Origin of the sequence: Halosimplex pelagicum (genome assembly GCF_013415905.1) — an archaeon.
Lineage (GTDB): Archaea > Halobacteriota > Halobacteria > Halobacteriales > Haloarculaceae > Halosimplex > Halosimplex pelagicum.
In genome coordinates this window covers 774940-792040 of the sequence record NZ_CP058909.1, presented here as the reverse complement: position 1 = coordinate 792040, position 17101 = coordinate 774940, and the positions used below count along the sequence as shown (strand labels likewise).

Annotated in this window: 20 protein-coding genes and 1 pseudogene; 8 read left to right on the top strand and 13 right to left on the bottom strand. The window is 71.2% G+C overall.

All coding sequences use genetic code 11. The annotated features are described in order from the left end of the window. The first annotated feature begins 81 nt into the window (after positions 1 to 81). Positions 82 to 1038: a succinylglutamate desuccinylase/aspartoacylase family protein gene (locus HZS54_RS04000; RefSeq protein WP_179920671.1), complete on the top strand. Its 957-nt coding sequence runs from the start codon at positions 82 to 84 to the stop codon at positions 1036 to 1038. 9 nt (positions 1039 to 1047) lie between these two features. Here HZS54_RS04000 and HZS54_RS03995 read toward each other — a convergent pair whose 3' ends face one another. Together HZS54_RS03995 and HZS54_RS03990 are read right to left on the bottom strand one after the other, a co-directional pair. Beyond that, on the bottom strand, positions 1048 to 1533 hold the full coding sequence (locus HZS54_RS03995) for a dihydrofolate reductase (protein WP_179920670.1): 486 nt from the start codon (positions 1531 to 1533) through the stop codon (positions 1048 to 1050). Between the two features lie 24 nt (positions 1534 to 1557). Beyond that, positions 1558 to 2976, bottom strand: a complete 1419-nt coding sequence (locus HZS54_RS03990) for an MATE family efflux transporter (protein WP_179920669.1) — start codon at positions 2974 to 2976, stop codon at positions 1558 to 1560. A gap of 122 nt (positions 2977 to 3098) precedes the next feature. Between HZS54_RS03990 and HZS54_RS03985 the strand changes: the two are divergent. From HZS54_RS03985 to HZS54_RS03970, 4 genes and pseudogenes are all read left to right on the top strand, one after another. Continuing rightward, positions 3099 to 3491, top strand: a pseudogene (locus tag HZS54_RS03985) (gamma-glutamylcyclotransferase family protein); the annotation flags it as partial. Between the two features lie 252 nt (positions 3492 to 3743). Then, positions 3744 to 4955, top strand: coding sequence for a threonine ammonia-lyase (gene ilvA / locus HZS54_RS03980; RefSeq protein ID WP_179920667.1), 1212 nt, complete (start codon positions 3744 to 3746; stop codon positions 4953 to 4955). A gap of 191 nt (positions 4956 to 5146) precedes the next feature. After that, on the top strand, positions 5147 to 5392 hold the full coding sequence (locus HZS54_RS03975; RefSeq protein ID WP_179920666.1) for a BolA family protein: 246 nt from the start codon (positions 5147 to 5149) through the stop codon (positions 5390 to 5392). Positions 5393 to 5503: 111 nt separating this feature from the next. Further along, positions 5504 to 5881: a hypothetical protein gene (locus tag HZS54_RS03970; RefSeq protein WP_179920665.1), complete on the top strand. Its 378-nt coding sequence runs from the start codon at positions 5504 to 5506 to the stop codon at positions 5879 to 5881. Between the two features lie 53 nt (positions 5882 to 5934). Here HZS54_RS03970 and HZS54_RS03965 read toward each other — a convergent pair whose 3' ends face one another. The 10 genes from HZS54_RS03965 to HZS54_RS03920 form a co-directional block, all read right to left on the bottom strand. Continuing rightward, positions 5935 to 7110 carry a DUF7118 family protein gene (locus HZS54_RS03965; protein ID WP_179920664.1) on the bottom strand — a complete coding sequence of 392 codons (1176 nt, stop codon included), beginning with the start codon at positions 7108 to 7110 and terminating at the stop codon, positions 5935 to 5937. 4 nt (positions 7111 to 7114) lie between these two features. Further along, positions 7115 to 7480 (bottom strand): phosphoribosyl-AMP cyclohydrolase, encoded by a 366-nt coding sequence (gene hisI, locus HZS54_RS03960; protein ID WP_179920663.1) that lies wholly within the window; start codon positions 7478 to 7480, stop codon positions 7115 to 7117. 156 nt (positions 7481 to 7636) lie between these two features. Next, a complete protein-coding gene (locus HZS54_RS03955) occupies positions 7637 to 8032 on the bottom strand; it encodes a PaaI family thioesterase (RefSeq protein WP_179920662.1) in 396 nt (131 codons plus the stop codon). A 71-nt stretch (positions 8033 to 8103) separates the two neighbouring features. Next, complete coding sequence (locus HZS54_RS03950; protein WP_179920661.1) at positions 8104 to 8388, bottom strand: type II toxin-antitoxin system RelE family toxin; 285 nt, start codon at positions 8386 to 8388, stop codon at positions 8104 to 8106. Continuing rightward, positions 8378 to 8674: a ribbon-helix-helix domain-containing protein gene (locus HZS54_RS03945; RefSeq protein WP_179920660.1), complete on the bottom strand. Its 297-nt coding sequence runs from the start codon at positions 8672 to 8674 to the stop codon at positions 8378 to 8380. The genes HZS54_RS03950 and HZS54_RS03945 overlap by 11 nt, the downstream gene beginning before the upstream one ends. Positions 8675 to 8739: 65 nt before the next feature. Then, on the bottom strand, positions 8740 to 9699 hold the full coding sequence (locus HZS54_RS03940; protein WP_179920659.1) for a GNAT family N-acetyltransferase: 960 nt from the start codon (positions 9697 to 9699) through the stop codon (positions 8740 to 8742). Positions 9700 to 9712: 13 nt separating this feature from the next. Beyond that, positions 9713 to 10966, bottom strand: coding sequence for a Glu-tRNA(Gln) amidotransferase subunit GatD (gatD, locus tag HZS54_RS03935; RefSeq protein WP_179920658.1), 1254 nt, complete (start codon positions 10964 to 10966; stop codon positions 9713 to 9715). A gap of 76 nt (positions 10967 to 11042) precedes the next feature. Next, the gene (locus HZS54_RS03930) at positions 11043 to 12212 is read right to left on the bottom strand and encodes a zinc-dependent alcohol dehydrogenase (RefSeq protein WP_179922927.1); all 1170 of its coding nucleotides are present in this window, start codon (positions 12210 to 12212) and stop codon (positions 11043 to 11045) included. Positions 12213 to 12253: 41 nt separating this feature from the next. Then, positions 12254 to 12940: an SRPBCC family protein gene (locus tag HZS54_RS03925; protein ID WP_179920657.1), complete on the bottom strand. Its 687-nt coding sequence runs from the start codon at positions 12938 to 12940 to the stop codon at positions 12254 to 12256. Between the two features lie 335 nt (positions 12941 to 13275). After that, positions 13276 to 13692: a DUF5802 family protein gene (locus HZS54_RS03920; protein ID WP_179920656.1), complete on the bottom strand. Its 417-nt coding sequence runs from the start codon at positions 13690 to 13692 to the stop codon at positions 13276 to 13278. Positions 13693 to 13867: 175 nt separating this feature from the next. Between HZS54_RS03920 and HZS54_RS03915 the strand changes: the two genes are divergently transcribed. Together HZS54_RS03915 and HZS54_RS03910 are read left to right on the top strand one after the other, a co-directional pair. Then, on the top strand, positions 13868 to 14590 hold the full coding sequence (locus HZS54_RS03915; protein WP_179920655.1) for a DUF1405 domain-containing protein: 723 nt from the start codon (positions 13868 to 13870) through the stop codon (positions 14588 to 14590). 122 nt (positions 14591 to 14712) lie between these two features. After that, complete coding sequence (locus HZS54_RS03910) at positions 14713 to 15360, top strand: ArsR/SmtB family transcription factor (RefSeq protein WP_179920654.1); 648 nt, start codon at positions 14713 to 14715, stop codon at positions 15358 to 15360. Positions 15361 to 15364: 4 nt separating this feature from the next. Here HZS54_RS03910 and HZS54_RS03905 read toward each other — a convergent pair whose 3' ends face one another. Further along, on the bottom strand, positions 15365 to 15973 hold the full coding sequence (locus HZS54_RS03905; RefSeq protein WP_179920653.1) for a hypothetical protein: 609 nt from the start codon (positions 15971 to 15973) through the stop codon (positions 15365 to 15367). Between the two features lie 116 nt (positions 15974 to 16089). On the opposite strand from HZS54_RS03905, the gene HZS54_RS03900 reads away from it, so the two are divergent. Further along, positions 16090 to 16938, top strand: a complete 849-nt coding sequence (locus HZS54_RS03900) for an alpha/beta fold hydrolase (RefSeq protein ID WP_179920652.1) — start codon at positions 16090 to 16092, stop codon at positions 16936 to 16938. Positions 16939 to 17101: the final 163 nt, after the last annotated feature.

Genomic DNA, 17101 nt, shown 5'->3' with positions numbered 1-17101 from the left:
GGCGCGAACCGGGGGCGCGCCGGTCCCGACGGCCGGGAGACACCGAACCGCTAAAGAACGGGCGGTCCCGCAGTGTTGGTAATGACGACGCTCGGTACGGCCCAGGCGGCCCCCGGCGAGATGGACACGGGGCGCCTGTCGGTCGGCGAGACGCGCGACGGGACCGAGGTGGGGCTCCCGGTCGCGGTCATCGACGGCGCCGACGACGGCGACACCCTCTACATGCAGGCGGCCAGCGACGGCGACGAACTCAACGGCGTCGGCGTCCTCCAGCGGGTCGTCCCGCAGCTCGACCCCGCCGAGCTGTCGGGGACGATCCTCGTCGTCGGCATCGTCAACTACCACGCCTTCCAGGTGGCCGAACACCGCAACCCCATCGACGACACGAAGACCAACCGCGCCTACCCCGGCGACGAGACCGGCACCTCCACCGAACGCATCGCCGCCGCGACGTTCGGCGCCGCCCGGCGCGCCGACCTGATCCTCGACCTCCATCAGGGGTCGACCTCCCGCATGATCGACGAGTGTCGCGTCCGCTGCGGCAAACGCCACCGCCTCCACGACGCCTGCCTCGAGCTCGCGAAGGTGTTCGACTGCGGCTACGTCCTCGACCAGAAGGGCCCCGACGGCCAGCTCGCCCGCGCCGCCCCCGACGAGGGCATTCCCACTATCGACCCCGAACTCGGGGGGTGTGTCGGCTGGGACGAACAGTCCATCCAGGCCGGCGTCGAGGGCGTGTTCAACGTCCTCTCCTATTACGGGTTCGCCGACGGCTCGGTCGACACCGCCCCCCAGACCCGCGCCAGCGGCTTCGAGCAGTACGGCGCCCCCGCCGGCGGCCTCGTCTCGCTGAAGCCCGACCTGGGCCAGCGCGTCGCCCGAGGCGACACGCTCTTCGAGGTCACCGACCCCTTCGGCGGCGTCAAGGAGACCGTCACCGCTGACTCCTCGGGCGTCTTCTGGCGCACCCGACGGCTCCCGCAGGTCGCCACCGGCGAGTACGTCTGTTCGGTCGGGACGGACGTGGACTCGTTTTAGGACGGCCCGCTACCGTTCGCGCTCTGCCCGCCGCTCCCACGTCTCGACGGTAAAACCCTCGTACTCCTCGCGCTCGACCAACCGCCAGTCGTCCTCGTTCCACTCCGGATAGAACGTGTCGCCCTCGTACTCGCCGGGCACCCGCGTCAGGACCATCCCGTCGAGATGGGGCTGGAAGAGCGCGTAGATGCCGGCGCCGCCGAGGACGTAGGCGCGGTCGGCGCCCAGCGATTCGACGATCTCGACGGCCTCCTCGACCGAGGAGGCGTGATAGGCGTTCTCGCGTTCGTACTCCCGTTCCGTCCGGCTGAGGACGACGTACGCCGAGCCGGGCGGGTCCGAGAACATCTCGTAGGTGCGCCGCCCGAAGACCGTGGGACGACCGGCGACCCGCTCGCGGTACTGCTGCTTGTCCTCGGGGAGGTCCCAGGGCACTTCGTCGTCGCGCCCGATGACGCCGTTGTCGGCGACCGCGGCGACCGATATCAGGTCCATAGCGCGAGTTGGGACGGGATCGGCTTAATCGCCCGCCCCCGCGTCGGTCTCGGCGCTCCCGTCGGCGCCGCTCGCGCTCCCGCGCTCGTCCATCATCGCCGCGGCCTTCTCCGCCCAGCCGCCGTAGGCGAACCCCCAGGCGACGACGGCGAGCGCCCAGAACTGCTGGAGCGCGATAGCGGCGTAGATGCCGATCACGCCCCAGCCGAGGAGCACGCTGGTCAGGTAGCCGAACCCGAGCAGGAAGCCGAACATCCCCGTCGTCCGCGCGACGAACGGCGTGCGGGTGTCGCTGCCGCCCTGGAGCGAGCCCGAGATGGCGAGATACGCGCCGATGGCGGGCGCGGCGACCGCGTAGGCGCGACAGAAGCCGACCGCGTAGCCCGCGGTCGAGGGGTCGCTCGTGAACAGGGAGACGAACCAGTCGGCGCCGAAGAAGAGCGCGACGGCGATGGCGCCCATCGTCAGGACCGCCAGCGCGGTCGTCGCCCACCCCTGGAAGCGGGCGGCGGCCACGTCGCCGTCGCCCAGCGACTGCCCGACGACGACGCTGGCGGCCGTGTGGTAGGCCCGCCCCAGCGGCGAGGTGACCTGCTGGTACATCCGCCGGCCGATCTGGTAGGCGGCGTTCACGTCCGTCCCGAACGTGAGGAGGAGCGCGTTGAACGGGAACTCCGCCAGCGTCGTCACCAGCCCCTCGCCGATCCGGGGGGCGCTCACCGCCAGCAGCTGTTTGGCGATGACCAGATCCCGCGGGCGGGCGAACGACGCCTCCGTCCGCGAACTCCAGATGGCGAGCGAGAGCGCGCCGGCGGTGACGGTGTTGCCGACCGCCGTCGCGATCCCGACGCCGACGATGGCGAGTCGGGGCGCGCCGAACAGACCCAGCCCGAGCACGAGCGAGCCGACGATGTTGAGGAGCGAGGAGGTCACGTCGACGTACATCGGCGTCCGGGTGTCGCCGGTGCCCTGGAGCGCGCGAGCCGCCACGAGGGCGACGTGTCTCGCGGGCGCGCTCGCGAAGACGATGGCGAGGTAGGTGCCGCCCATCGAGGCGACATCCGCGGGCGCGCCGAGCAGCGAGATCGCGGCCTCGCCGAAGAGGAACCCGAAGGCGACGAACGGGATACCGGACAGCAGCCCAAGCAGCACGGCCTGAGTGACCGCCTGGTCGCGGTTCTCGACGGCCGCGCTGCCGGTGTCCTGGCTCGACAGGGCGATGGCCCCGCTGCCGAGGCCGAGGCCGATCCGCAGCGGGAAGCGGGCGTACAGGTCCGCCAGCCCGACCGCGGCGACGGCCGCCGGCGAGAACAGCCCGGTGACGATCACGTCGGTCGTCCGCATGAGCGTGCGGAAGACGTGCTGGATCATCATCGGCCACGACAGCGAGAGCACTCGCCGCCAGACCGACAGCCCGCGCTCGCGCACGCTCGCCGTCGACATTGCCCGCCCTCGGGACTCGCTCCGATTGAAGGTGTCGATGACGGAAGGGGAGTCGCGGTGCCGTCCGGCGGCCCCGAGCGGCACCGCAACGCCGATGGCCCTCGGCGGCGACATCGCCGACGATGGACGCCTTCGTCTACGGGACGCTCACCGACCCCGAGCGCGCCCGCGGGGTCCTCGCCGAGTTCGAGTACGCGGGTCCGGCCGTGCTGGAGGGACTCCACCGCGTCGACGGCGAGTACCCGACGCTCGTCCCCGGCGGATCTGTCGAGGGTCGGATCCTCCGGACGGGCGACGCGGCCGCGCTCGATCGCTACGAGGGGGTCGAATCGGGGTTGTACGTCCGCGTGTCGGTGCCGCTGGCTGCCGACTCGGGCGACGACGACCGCGACCGGACCGTCGAGACGTACGTCGGCGACCCAGAGCGGCTGGACGCGCCCGCGGAGTGGCCCGGCGAGGGCGCGTTCGCCGAGCGGGTGCGGTCGTTCGTCCGTGCGGAGGACGTTCGGATCCGGCAGCGAGACGGGACGTTCGCCGAGTTCGACGGGTACGACGGGGACGAGCCGACCGGCGCGTCGACGGATCACAACGAGTGGGGAGTCGAGTAGCCACCGCGAGCATCGAGGGCATCGACGCTTCCCCCTCCGCAATCCCCCGATTTCACTTTCACTCCGCCTGGCTCGCCTTCAAGTGCCTGCCCCGAGCAGTGGCGGGTGTCACACGCGTTCTCCCCTTACATCTAACTCCCGTCGAGCGGTAGCTGTGATATGATCGAACTCGCGGACGTGCTCGACGCGCGCGAGCGGGTGGCCGCGACGGCGCGGCACACACCGCTGGACTACTCCCACACCTTCTCGTCGATGACCGGCGCCGACGTACACCTGAAACTGGAGACGTTCCAGCGGACGGGGTCGTTCAAGATCCGCGGCGCGACCAACAAGATCGCCACCCTATCCGACGAGGAGCAGGCGGCGGGGGTCGTCACCGCCTCCGCCGGCAACCACGCCCAGGGCGTCGCGCTCGCCGCGACGCGCATCGGCGTCGACTCGAAGATCGTCATGCCCGAGCACGCCCCGGTCTCGAAGGTCGAGGCCACCCGCAGCTACGGCGCGGAGGTCGTCCTCCACGGCGCCGACTACGACGAGGCCGCCGAGAAGGCCCACGAGATCGAGCGCGCGGAGGGCCGTGTCTACGTCCACGCCTTCGACGACCCGATGGTGATGGCCGGCCAGGGCACCATCGGCCTCGAAGTCCTCGAAGACCTCCCCGAGGTCGAGACCCTCGTGGTCCCCATCGGCGGCGGCGGCCTCATCAGTGGCATCGCGACCGCCGTGAAGGCGAAGAACCCCGACGCCCGCGTCGTCGGCGTCCAGGCCGAGGGCGCCTCCAGCGTCGCCGACTCCCTACAGAAAGGGGAGGTCGTCGAACGGGACAGCGTCGACACCATCGCCGACGGCATCGCCACCCGGAAGGTCGGCTCGCAGACCTTCGAGGTCATCCGCGAGCGCGTCGACGAGGTCGTCACCGTCTCCGACGCCGAGACCGCCGTCGCGCTGACGACGCTGCTCGAACGCGGCAAGACCCTCGTCGAGGGCGCCGGCGCGGTGCCGCTGGCGGCCCTGCTGGAGGGGAAGTTCGACTACGACGACGACGAGGTGATCGTCCCCTGTCTCTGCGGCGGCAACATCGACCTGAACGTCCTCACCACCGTGATCATGCGCGGGCTCGTCGAGACCGGGCGCTACCTGCGGGTCCGCACGATACTCAAGGACCGTCCCGGGGAGCTGGAGCGACTGGTCGAGGTCATCAGCGAGCAGCGGGCGAACATCTACGCCATCGAGCACGACCGCGCCGGCAAGGACGTGGCCATGAACGCCGCGGAGGTGGAACTGGACCTGGAGACGAAGGGGCCGGACCACGCCGACGAACTGCTGGCGGCGCTGCGCGCGGAGGGCTACGAGGTCGACGTGCTGGTGTGAGCGGGCGGAGTCCGCGGCGCCGTCGCTCACCGTCGGAATCGAGGCGGCTCGGAGTCCCGTGTCGTCACAAGGGGCTCGGAGGGGTAACCATTCGTCATCGCCGCCACGTCGAGAGAGCGGGCGCCGGCGTATGAAACTCCCGAAGGGGCACAGTGACAAGCGTTTTTCCGCTCGCCCGCCTCGCTCCGGGCATGGATCTCACCGACATCGAGGCGCTCATCGAGGAGTCGATCCCCGACGCCGAGGCGACGGTCACCCGCGCCCGCGGCGCCGACGACGACGACCACCTCGCCGCCACCGTCGTCTCGCCCGCCTTCGCCGACGAGTCGCTCGTCGACCGGCATCAGATGGTCTACGACGCGCTGGACGAGCACATGACGACGGACATCCACGCGCTGGAAGTGGAGACCTACACGCCCGAGGAACGCGAGGGGTAGCGACCGAGGGGCGCGCGATCGGTTCGACACCGGTAGTACACAGACAGTATCACGTTCAGCCGACACGAACAGCCTACCGTGAAACAGCTGACTCTACCGTCCTACCGGACGATGGCCGGGACTGTCCTGCTCGCCGGGGGCGTCTATTTCGATTGGGTGCAAGAACTGGCCGGAACCGGTACTCCGCTCACGACGCTCCAGTCTTCGGGGATCTATCTGGACCGGCTCCTGTTGCTCGCGCCGCTGGTACTACTCGCCGTCGTCAGGCTCTGGGACGGTAGCATCCGGATAGAGGGGGGTCTACTGGTGGTGACGGGCGTCGCTGCACTGACGGTGCCAGTGATCCGGTTGCTGGTCGCGATCAACTACCACGCCGTCGAGTTCGTCCCGGCGCACGGATTCCACTTGACTATTCTGAGTTCACTGTTCTTCGTGTCCGCGGGCACGACCGCCCTGACCGCTGTCTCTGACGAACGGAACAGCCCCTGAGAGTCGCGCTCAGACCGAGCGAGACCGCGGGAAGCGGAGATGAGAAACGGCGACTACAGCGCGGGATACTCCTCCAGCGCGTCTTCCAGCCGTTCCTTCGCGTCGCGACAGGCGGCCAGTTCGTCGTCAACCGCGCCGCTCGACAGTCGCTCGCGCTCCTCGGGACCCAGCTGCGCGCGGGCCTGTGCGCTGTTCCGCAGTCGTTCGTAGTCGGTCTCGCGGGGCAACTCGCGCACGTCCCGCAGCGCCACGAGCGCCGGCTCGCCGTCCTCGACGGCGTCGGCGAAGCGGGCGACGACGCTGGTCAGCTCCCGGGCCCGATACCGGAGCGTCTCGGCCTCGACGGGGGGCCAGTCGACGGTCAGCGGCTCGGCGTCCAGCCGCCGGAGGTACGTCCGCCGGGTCGAGACGTTCCGTTTGAGCGCGTCGGGGTCGCCGACGTAGTGGTCGAGTTTCGACTTCGAGTACTCGGCGTACTCCAGCAGTTGCCCGACCGACTCCTCGCCGGCGTCGTGGGTCTCGACGTACTCCCGGAGGTCGTCGGGGGGCGACTCGAAGGGGACGAGGGGGTAGGCGTCGGCCTTGGCGACGAACGCCAGCAGGTCGCGGGCGCTCGCCGACGAGCGGAAGTCGGCGAAGGCGTCGGCGACGCGGTCGTTGTACGTCTCGATGGGGTCGCGCAGGCGCTCGGTCGGGGCGTCGAGGTCGGCGTCGCCCAGCCGCTGCAGGTCCTCCAGGTCGGCGATGCGGTCGGCGAGGTCGTCGATGCGGCGCTCGGCGGCGAAGCGGGCGTCCTCGTAGCGCTCGCGGGCCTCGTCGCGGTCGTCGAGGCGGGACACGTCCGCCCGGACCGGCTCCAGCGCCGAGCGGACCTTGGTCCAGTCCGAGTCGGTGAGCCGGCGCTGCTGGAGCAGGTCGTCGACCTCCTCGAACACCTCGCGGTGGCGCACGTCCTCGGAGAGGTCCTCGGTGATCGCGGCGATCTGGCTCTGGAACTCGATGAACGTCTTGAAGTCGCCGTCGCCGGTGACCTCCTCCTCGTAGCGGTCGAACAGCGTCGTGAGGTCGTCGTGGGCGTCGGCGACGGCCCGGAGTTCGGGCTCGCCGACCTCGTCGACGCGGTCGCGGGCGCGCCGGAGGGCGTCGCGGGCCTCGCGCAGTTCGGCGACGAGGTCGTCGGCGACGGCGCGGGGGTCGTCGGTCGCGGGGTCGAAGGCGGCGTCGCTCATCCGGCTACTCGTAGACCTCGTCGGGGTCGAAGACTTGCTCGCCGACGGTCTCGCCGTCGACGGTGCGGTAGAAACACGACTCGTAGCCGGTGTGGCAGGCGCCGCCCTCCTGGTCGACGAGGTACAGCAGCGCGTCGCCGTCGCAGTCGACGCGGATCTCCTCGATCGCCTGGACGTGGCCGCTGGAGCCGCCCTTCTTCCAGAGCTCCTCGCGACTGCGCGAGTAGTAGTGGGCGAAGCCGGTCTCGCGGGTGCGCTCGACGGCCTCGCTTGTGACGTACGCGAGCATGAGTACCTCCCCCGAGTCGGCGTCCTGGGCGACCGCGGGGAGGCGTTCGTGCTCGTCGAACGCCAGGTCGATGTCGGTCATACCCGCAAGTGGGACCGACCGCCGAATAGGTCTTTTGTCGCCGGCGAGGCGTCCGGACGGTCCCCGCGAACGGCGGTCGCGGCCTCGGACCGCGCTGGGCCGCGCCGGCACGCCGGGCGAGAGCCGTTGCAGTGCGGTCGGCGCGCGCCGGTCGCCTCACTCGGATTCGCCGGTCTTGTAGACGCCGCGGCCGCTGGCGAGGTGAGCGTCCCCCTCGTCGGCGTACACGTCCACGTCGACGACGCCGACGTCGCCGCCCTCGCGGACCACGTCGGCCTCGGCGGTCAGATCCCCCGTTCCGGCCTCCAGGTAGTCCATCCGCATGTCCACGGTCGGGACAGGTCGGTCGACGAGCGAGACGAGCGCCGCGCCGCCAACCGTGTCGGCCAGCGTGTAGGTGACGCCGCCGTGAGCCAGCACGCGCTCGCTGTGCCAGGACAGTTCCTCGCGCATCGCCAGGCGCCCCTCGGCGTGGCCGTCGGCGATCTCGGTGAGTTCGATGCCGAGCAGGTCGGCGAAGGGCATCTCCTCGAAGAACGATTCGGCGTCCATGCGCTCGGTTTCGAGCGGTGTGCGGGTAAGTGTCGTGGTGGGGGTGCGGACGCGCGCCGGACGGTCCGAACTCAGTCGTCGGCGGTGTACGCGCCGCTGCGGTGTTCGATCCGGTGGACTTCGAGCGTCTCCGTCTCGTCGTCGAGCACGCAGGCGAGACGGTACTGGCCGACGCGAAGTTTCGAAAACGGCCCGCCCGTCAGCGGTTCGAGGAACTCGTCGGGCGTTCGCCACGCCGAGCCGACGACTTCGTCGAGCTTCGAGACGACGCGATCCTGCACGTGTCCGTCCAATCCGCCGAACTGGTCCGCTGCGCGCGCGGTGAACTTCCAGTCCCAGTCCGCTTCACCCGTCATCCTCGTCTCGGTCCATCATCTCGACGACCTCGTCTCGCGACACCAGTTCCGCGTCACCTGCCCGCAGGTCGTGCTCGCTGGCGGCGATCTGTTTCCACCCCTCTCGGGAGAACGCCGGGTGCTTGACGGCGTCGCGAGCGGCGTAACGCAGGAACTCGCTCCGGGAGCTGAACCCCTCCTCCTGCCACGTCGCGTCGATGTCTTCGAGGAAGGCCTCGCTCAGCCGGAGGTTGATCTGCACCGTCTCCGGCCCGTCGTCACCGCTCCCCGTATCCGCGTCGGACATATACAGATGCTTTACGCTCGCGTGTACAAATGGCTTCGCCCGACGGGAGAGTGACGGGACCGCAGTCAGTCCCACCCCGTCAGGTCGGCGGCCATGACGAAGTCGGGGTTCTCCGAGACGGCGATGCCGGCGTAGGCGGCGTCGGAGACGTGCCGTGGCGTCTCCGGGATCAGGACTCTCGTCCGGTCGGCTCCCAGGTCGGCCGCGTCCCGCGCGATGGCGGCGAACAGCGTCTGCGCGGCGGGCACGTCGTCCCAGGCGCCGACGCCGTACTCGACCCACTGCTCGGTCGCGCCCTCGCCCTCCCCGCCGTCGCCCTCTCCGCCGCTCTCGCGCTCGTACTCGCGCGTCCGGACGGCGGCGCCGTGGGTCCCGTCGGAGCCCCGGACGGCGAACGCGCGGCGCTCGTCGGCGGCGGCGCGGAACCGCTCCCTCGAACACTCCGAGAGCGCCCACGACTCCTCGGGGTCGAGCGTCAGCCCGGCGAGTTCCCGGGCGGCGTCGCTGCGCTGCCAGTAGCTCCAGGCGGCGTCGGGGTCGGCGGTCGCGTCCAGCCCGCTCGCGCCGTTGCTGTCCGCCCGGGCGTCCGTGTCGGGGTCGGGGTGGGCCCAGCGGAACTCGGTGGCGGGGTCGTAGCCGACGCCGCGGGCGGCGCCGAGGCCGGGCGCGTTCCACGAGAAGACCATATTTCTGCAGACGGTCGCGCCGCGGTCGCGAGCCCACTCGAAGCAGGCGTCGTTCATCGCCTCGGCGACCCCCTCCGCGCGGGCGTCGTCGGCCACGCGCATCCCCTGGGCCCACGTCTCGTGGGGCGAGAGCGCGACGACCTGGCAGACGCCGACCGCTCGGCCGTCGTCCGCCTCGGCGACGACGGTGCGCTGGTCGGGGCCGTCGCGCTCGACCCACTCGGGGAACACCTCGGGGATGTAGTCCCCCCGGTCGAAGCGGTCGCTCCACGTGTCGCTCGTGAACGCGACGATATCCTCGTGGTCGCCCGCGCGGGCCTGTCGGACCTCCATCGTCATCGGGTCGCCCCCGTCAGGTCCACGGCACCGACCGGCTCTGGATCTCGCCGGCCAGCGACGTGGACATGGCCTCCTCGACGCTCTCGACGTTCGCCAGCGCCCACATGAGCTTGACCTTCGCCGTACCCGGGAGCGTGTCCTCGCCCTCGACGACGCCGGCCTCCAGCAGGTCGCGGCCGGTGTCGTACACCCGGTCGCAGACCCGCCCTTCGAGACACTGGCTCGTCATCACGACCGTCGTCCCGTCGTCGACCAGCGCCTCGACCCGCGGGATCCAGTCGGTGTGGACGTGGCCGAGCCCCGTCCCTTCGAGCACGACGCCCGATTTGCCTTCGAGGGCATCGAGGAACGCGGGGTCGGTGCTGGGCGTGAACTTCAGGAGTTCGACCTCCGTGTCGAGGTCGGGGTCGATGTCCAGTTCCGTCGCGCCGCGCTCGCGGTGGTCGCGGCGGAACGACACGTCGGTCTCCCCGTCGACGTCGTAGTCGACGACGCCGAGGGGCTTCGCGCCGACGGTCTCGAAGGCGTCCCGGCGGGAGGTGTGGTTCTTCCGCGCGCGGACGCCGCGGTGGAGCGCACAGCGGTCGTCGGACTCGTTCTCGTGCATGCAGATGAGCACCTCGGCGCAGTCGGACTTGGCCGCCTCGACGGCGGAGACGGCGTTCATCACGTTGTCCGAGGAGGGCCGATCCGCCGAGCGCTGGCTCCCGGTGAAGACGATGGGCACGGGCGTGTCGAGCATGAAGGCCATCGCCGAGGCGCTGAACTGCATCGTGTCGGTGCCGTGCATGACGACGACGCCGTCTGCGCCGGCCTCGATCTCCTCGTGGATCGCTTCGGCGAGGTCCCCCCACACCTCGGGCGTCATGTTCTCCGAGAGGATGTTCGCGACGACGCGCCCGCGGTAGTTGGCCCGTCCGGCGAGGTCGGGGACCGCGCGGAGCACGTCCTCGGCGTCGAACTGCGCGGTGACGGCGCCGGTGCGGTAGTCGACCGTCGAGGCGATGGTCCCGCCGGTCGAGATGAGCGACACGGTGGGCAGGTCGTCGTCGAACTCGATGGTCGACCGCTCGCTCTCGGCCTGGGCCGATTCGACGTCGTACACGTCCGATTCGAGGACCTCCACGTCGGCTTCGTCGCGGTCGACGCCGACGTTGTACCCCCCGTCGAGTTTGACGACCAGGTGCTCGGCGGTCGTCGAGGGCAGGAGGACCCCTTCGTAGCTCTGGTCCGCGCGGTCGACGCGGACGCGGTCTCCGGCGTTCATGGGAGTCGGTTCCGCCGCCGCCGACTTCAATTCACTCGTTCGCCCCGGTCGTCCCGGTCGCCCCCTCGGCGACCGCTCAGGGCTTGAACACCGGCCGGATCATCTCGTCTTCTTTCTCCTTGAACATCCGGTAGGCGGCCGGTCCCTCCTCCAGCGAGAACTCGTGGGTCGCGAGATACGAGGGGTCCATCTGGCCCTCGACGACGTGGTCGAGCAGGTCGGGGACGTAGCGCTGGCCGTGTTGCTGGGCGGTCTTCACGGTGATCCCCTTGTTCATCAGGACCCCGACCGGGAACTTGTCCATCAGGCCGTAGACGCCCAGCACCGAGAGCGTGCCGCCCTTGCGGACGGCGCGGATGGCCTGGCGGAGCGCCTCGCCGCGGTCGGTGTGGAGACCGAACTGCTGTTTCGCGCGGTCGTAGCGGCCCGAGAGGCCGGTGCCGTGGGCCTCCATCCCGACCGCGTCGATGCAGGCGTCGGGACCGCGCCCGCCGGTCAGCGCGTCGAGGCGGTCGACGACGCTGTCGACCTCGGTGTAGTCGACCGTCTCCGCGCCGGCGTGTTCGCGGGCGGCGTCGAGTCGTTCGGGGAACCGGTCGATGCCGATCACCTGCTCGGCGCCCATGAGCGCGGCGCTCTCCTGGGCCATGAGCCCGACGCCGCCACAGCCCCACACCGCGACGGTGTCGCCGTCTTCGATGTCGCAGAAGTCCGCGCCCATGTAGCCGGTCGGCCAGGCGTCAGAGGCGAACAGCGCCTGCTCGTCGTCGAGCTCGTCGGGCACCTCGAAGCAGTTCACGTCGGCGTGAGGGACGCGGATGTACTCGGCGTGGGAGCCGGCGTAGCCGCCGAAGGCGTGGGTGTAGCCGTAGATGCCCGCCGTCGAGTCGCCGAGCACCGGCTCCTGCATCGCGGCGTTGGGGTTGGTGTTGTCACAGAGCGACCACAGGTCGTCGCCGCAGTACGAACAGGCGCCACAGCCGACGAAGGAGGGGACGACCACGCGCTGGCCGGCCTCCACCTCCTCGACGGCGTCGCCGACCTCGGCGACCTCCGCCACGAACTCGTGGCCGAGCACGTCCCCCTCGCGCATCGTCGGGATCAGGCCGTCGACGATGTGCAGGTCGGAACCGCAGGCCGTCGAAGCGCGGACCTCCAGGACGGCGTCCTTCGGGTTCACGAGGGACGGGCGCGGGACGGTGTCGACCCGGAGGTCGTTCTCGCCGTGCCAGCAGACCGCACGCATCGTGCCGGTGCCCGCGACGCCCGTACCGCTGGTCGCGTCGCTCACACCAGATCACCGGCCCCGCGGGCCGAAGGGTTGCGTTCGAGCGTTGGCACCTCGCCCGTCTCGACGAGGCTCTTGAACCGCCGGAGGGCCGTCCCGGCCGCGGCGTCGGGGACGAGGTCGAAGCGCTCGGCGAGTGCGGCGCTGATCCGACCGCCCGGCGGGTCGAAGCGAACGTGCAGCGTCACCTCCGTCTCGGCGTCGCCCCGCGAGCGGAAGCGCACCGACCCCTCGTTGGGGACACGCGCCCCGGGCAGAGACTTCCAGCGCAGGAACTCACCGGGGTCGGCCGCGACCACCTCGGCGTCCCACTCCAGGGTCACGTCGCGCGGCCCGGTGACCGCCCAGTGCTGGTGGTCCTCGCCGACCTCCCGGACGTCGGCGAAGTGCGCCCAGATCTGCTCGTGTGTCTCGGGGTCGCGCCAGCGCTCGTACAGCTCCTCGGCGGGCCGCTCGACGGTGATCGACCGCTGCACGTCGAGCGACTCGGGCGGCGCGCCCTCCGGTTCGCGCCCGCGTTCCCGCGGGGCGCTCCAGTTGCCGGAGCCGCCCGCGCCGCCGCGCTGGCGAGAACCACGGAGCGCCCGCAGCAGGAGCCACCCGCCGGCGGCGGTCGCGGCCACGCCGCGTATCGACCGCTTTCCGAGCCCGTAGAGGACGAGCCCGGCGCCGGCGAGTCCCTGCATCGCGCGGCCTCTTCGGTCGCTGTCGGTACCACTCGCGGAGCGGCCGGCTCGGTCCGTCTCCCGCCGCTCGCGTTCGCCTCGGTCCGCGTGTTGACTGGCCATGGAAGTGCTCCCGCACGGCGCGCCGCGAGACCGGCTCCCCGGCGCGGGTCCCGTGCGCTGGCGCGCGCCCCACCGACGCGGCGGAGCGGCGTCGCTCGGATCCGATCCTCGGGGGTCCGAGCAATCAGTCTCCACCCTGCACGATCAGGCCGCTCGGAACCGGGCGGAGCGACCGCGAGACGGGGGATCGGGCCGGGCCCGCTCCGCGGTACCGGCGTCCCGCCGGTCACCGCTCAGATCCCGGTCGGCCCGCCGAACCCCTCGTCGAAGGGGTGGTCGGGGACGGCCTCGTCCATCGCCTCCTCGCTGGTGGGGGTGCCGGCAGCGACCGAGAGGAGCTGTTTGGCGCGCTCGGCCTTGGCGAGGAACACCTCCCGCAGCGACGGCGGGTTGCGGACGTTCGTCTCTTCGACGAGCGATTCGGGGATCGCGATGGTGTCGGCCGGGACGCGCTCGTCGCCGTAGACCGTGAAGTGTGTGTTCTCCAGTTTCATGACCAGCGGGAGGTCCGTCCGCGAGACCCCCTCGCCGGCGTACAACTGCTCGTTGACCTGCTCGTGCTGGGCGGCCGCGATGGCCGCCGCGTCGCTCTCTCTGGGTTCGACGTAGAGCCGCCCCAGGTAGTAGCCGCTGGAGAACTGTTCGAACATTGCTGTGCGAGTGGATCACAACCATGGTACCGTATAAGTCTTCCCCGGTAGCCTTATGACGGCGTGCTTTCAGACCGCACGACGCGGCCGCGACGAGGCGGTTCCGGTGGGGTCCGACTCGCCGCGCGCCCACGGGTTCGGTACGGCTATGTGGTCGGGGGACTCGGAGTCGACCATGGACGAGTCGGTCGGCGACGAGCGGGCGGACGGGGGAGCGACCGGCCGCCACGCCGTCGTCCCGCGGCGGTGGGCCCGGTACTACCTGGAGAACGCCCCGAGTCTCGTCTGGCTCGTGTTCGCCAACGTCGCGGGGGTGTTCGTCGGCGTGTTCTTCTACCTGGAGACGCTGCCCGAGGTGGACACGCTGGCGTGGCCGGTGTACATGGACTCGCCGGTCGCGACGCTGTTGATGGCGCTGGCGCTCGCCACGCTGCTGCCGAACCTCGGTCGCCGACTCGACGCAGCGCCTGCCAACCTCGTGCTCGCCTACCTCTACACGATATCGTTCGTCTGGCTGGTCGAGACGGGGCTCTGGCTCGCGCTCGCGCTGAACCTCCACTTCGGGCTGTACTACCCCGACGTGTGGCGCTACTTCGGGGTGCTGGTCACGCACCTCCTGTTTATCCCGGAAGCGTACCTCCTGCCGCACTTCGGGCGGACCACCCCCGGCGCGCTCGGCCTCGCGCTGGCGCTCGCGCTCGGCAACGACCTCGTCGACTACGGGTTCGGCCTCCACCCGCCGCTGCGCTACGAGACGGGGGCACTCTTCTCGGCGGGTGGACTCACGTCCTCCGGGATCATCCTAGCCGCCGGGAGCGTCGCCACCTCGGTCGTCGCCGTCGCCCTCGCCGCTCGCGCGTTCCCGCGCCTGCGCCCCGACGGCGCGACGCCGGAGTGAGCGAGCGGACGCCGGCGGGCGCTCCCGCAGATCCTCGCGATCCCCGCGCGACCCGACGGCCGCACGACGGCGCCGGGACGCCGGGGACACGCTTATCCGTCTCGACCGCGAACCTCAGGTGAATGGACTCCGCCGAACTGCTCGACCTGCTGGGCAACGCCAACCGTCGGCGGATCCTCCGGTTGCTCGCGCACAAGCCCTGTTACGTCACGGAGATCAGCGAGTACATCGGCGTGAGCCCGAAGGCGGTCATCGACCACCTCGAACGGCTGGACGAGGCCGGCCTCGTCGAGAGCAGCGTCGACGACCAGCGCCGCAAGTACTTCCGCATCGCGCGCAACCTCCGGCTGGAAGTGACCGTCTCGCCGTACAAGTTCGGCACCAAGAGCGCCTACCCCGGCAGTTCCATCGACGTGACCACCTGCCGGCACGTCTCCATCGACGCCGAGGTGCAGGAGGACTCGGACACCGGCGAACTCGCCGCGGAGCTCGACCGACTGCAGGACCTGGACCGGGAGCTGTCGCTGGCCCAGCGGTGGGTCCACGGCCGCCTCGCCGAGGTGATGGGCGAGCTGACCGACCAGTTCGAGGGCGAGGACGCCCGGCTGCTGGGCGACGTGGTCTCGGCGCTCGCCACCCGCGAGGGCACCGTCGAGGAACTGAGCCGCCGCGTCGAGGCGCCCACGGAGGTCGTCGAGGAGGCGCTCGAACGGCTCGCCGAGGAGGGCGTGGCCGAACGCGACGGCGACGAGTGGTCGCTGCCGGAGTGACGGGTCAGACCTCGCGGGTCAGCCCGTCGCGCAGGTCGCGACCGAAGTAGTGGCCGACGACGGCGACGAGGACCCCCGTGGTCGCGCCGAGCGCGGCGGTCGGCGCCAGGCCGATGCTCTCGACGGCCGTCAGCGTGAGCACGCCCTGCATCATCGTCGCGACGACGGCGGCGGTCGCGCCCGCCACCGCGACCGGGACGTACCGGCGACGCCCGCTGGCCGCGCCCAGGAGGAAGGCGCCGAGGAACAGGCCGACCAGGCCCGTGACCGACCCGATGAAGGGGACGGCGCTCCCGGCGAACATCCCGCCGACCACGACGACCGCGGCGAGCAGGAACGAGCGCAGCGACGGGACGCTGACCCCGAGGCTCGGGCGACCGATCGAGGGCGTGAGCCGCGAGCGCAGACTCGTCCCCGAGTCGGAACTCGACGCGGCGCCCGACTCGCTCTCGGCGGCGGCCGCGGTCGAGCCGCCGTTCGCGCCGTCCGGCCCGCCCGTCAGCGAATCCACGTCGACGCCGAGCTCGTCGTCGCTGAAGCCGACCTCGCCCTCCTCGGGGTCGCCGAGGTCGCCGTCGAGGTCCTCGACCCGCTCGTCCGTCCGCTCTGACATACCCGACACTCCGGACCGAGGGCCCATGTGCCTTTTCCTCGCGTCGGCGGCGCGGCGACAGAACGAACGCTTCCGGTGTCCGCAGGCTTTTGCCGCCGATCCGCCTACGAGGGGACATGACGGTCGAAACGCGGCCGCCGGCCGACTGGACATCGGGCTACGTTGACGTAGCGGACGGTGTCAGACTGCACTACGACCGCAGCGGGGGCGCCGGGCCGCCGCTCGTCATCGCCCACGGCGTCTTCGACGACGGGCGCTGTCGGCTCCCGCTCGCCCGCGAGCTCGCCGACGACTACGACGTGATCGTCTACGACGCCCGCGGCCACGGCCACTCCGACGCCCCCGAGTCGGGCTACGACGCCGACGCGCGGGCCGCCGACCTGATCGCCCTGCTCGAAGGGCTCGGCGTCGACGACCCCATCTTTTTCGGCCACTCGATGGGCGGCGACACCGTGCTGGCGGCCGCCGCCGACTACCCCGACCGCCCGCGGGCCGTCGTCGCGGTCGACCCGGCCTGTCTGCTGGGCCACAACGCCGAGAACCGCGGCGACGACCGCATGGACGACGCGGAGATCGAGGGGATCCGCCAGCGGATCCTGTGGTGGCAGGACCACAGCAAGGCCGAACTCCTCGACGCCGACGACGAACTCGCCGGCCACGTCGCGGCCGGCGACGAGGAGCTCGCGAGCCTGCTCGCGGACGCCCGCCTGCGGGTCAGCCCCGACATCGTCGAGGTGTTCGCGAGCGGGTGGGTCGACCCCGGGGCGGCCTTCCCCGAGATCGAGGCGCCGACGCTCGTCCTCCGCGCCGACGTCGACGAGGAAGCCCGCGAGCGCGACCGCGCGGCCGTCGACCGGCTCCCGGACGGTCGACTGGTCCACGTCGACGACGCCGGCCACTGCGTCTTCCGCGACCGCCGCGAGAGCGCGACCGGGGAACTGCGGTCGTTCCTCGACGAGGTCTGAGCGGGGAGGACGTGGCGCCACTTTCGTCGCGACCACCGGAGACCCACCGGCGCCGACCGCCGACGACCGCTGGCGACCGACCGCGTGCGGTCAGGACGCGTGTCGCGCCGCGGACGCGGCGCGACCGGGGAGGAGTGGCGGCACGCTCGCGAGCGCGCTCCGT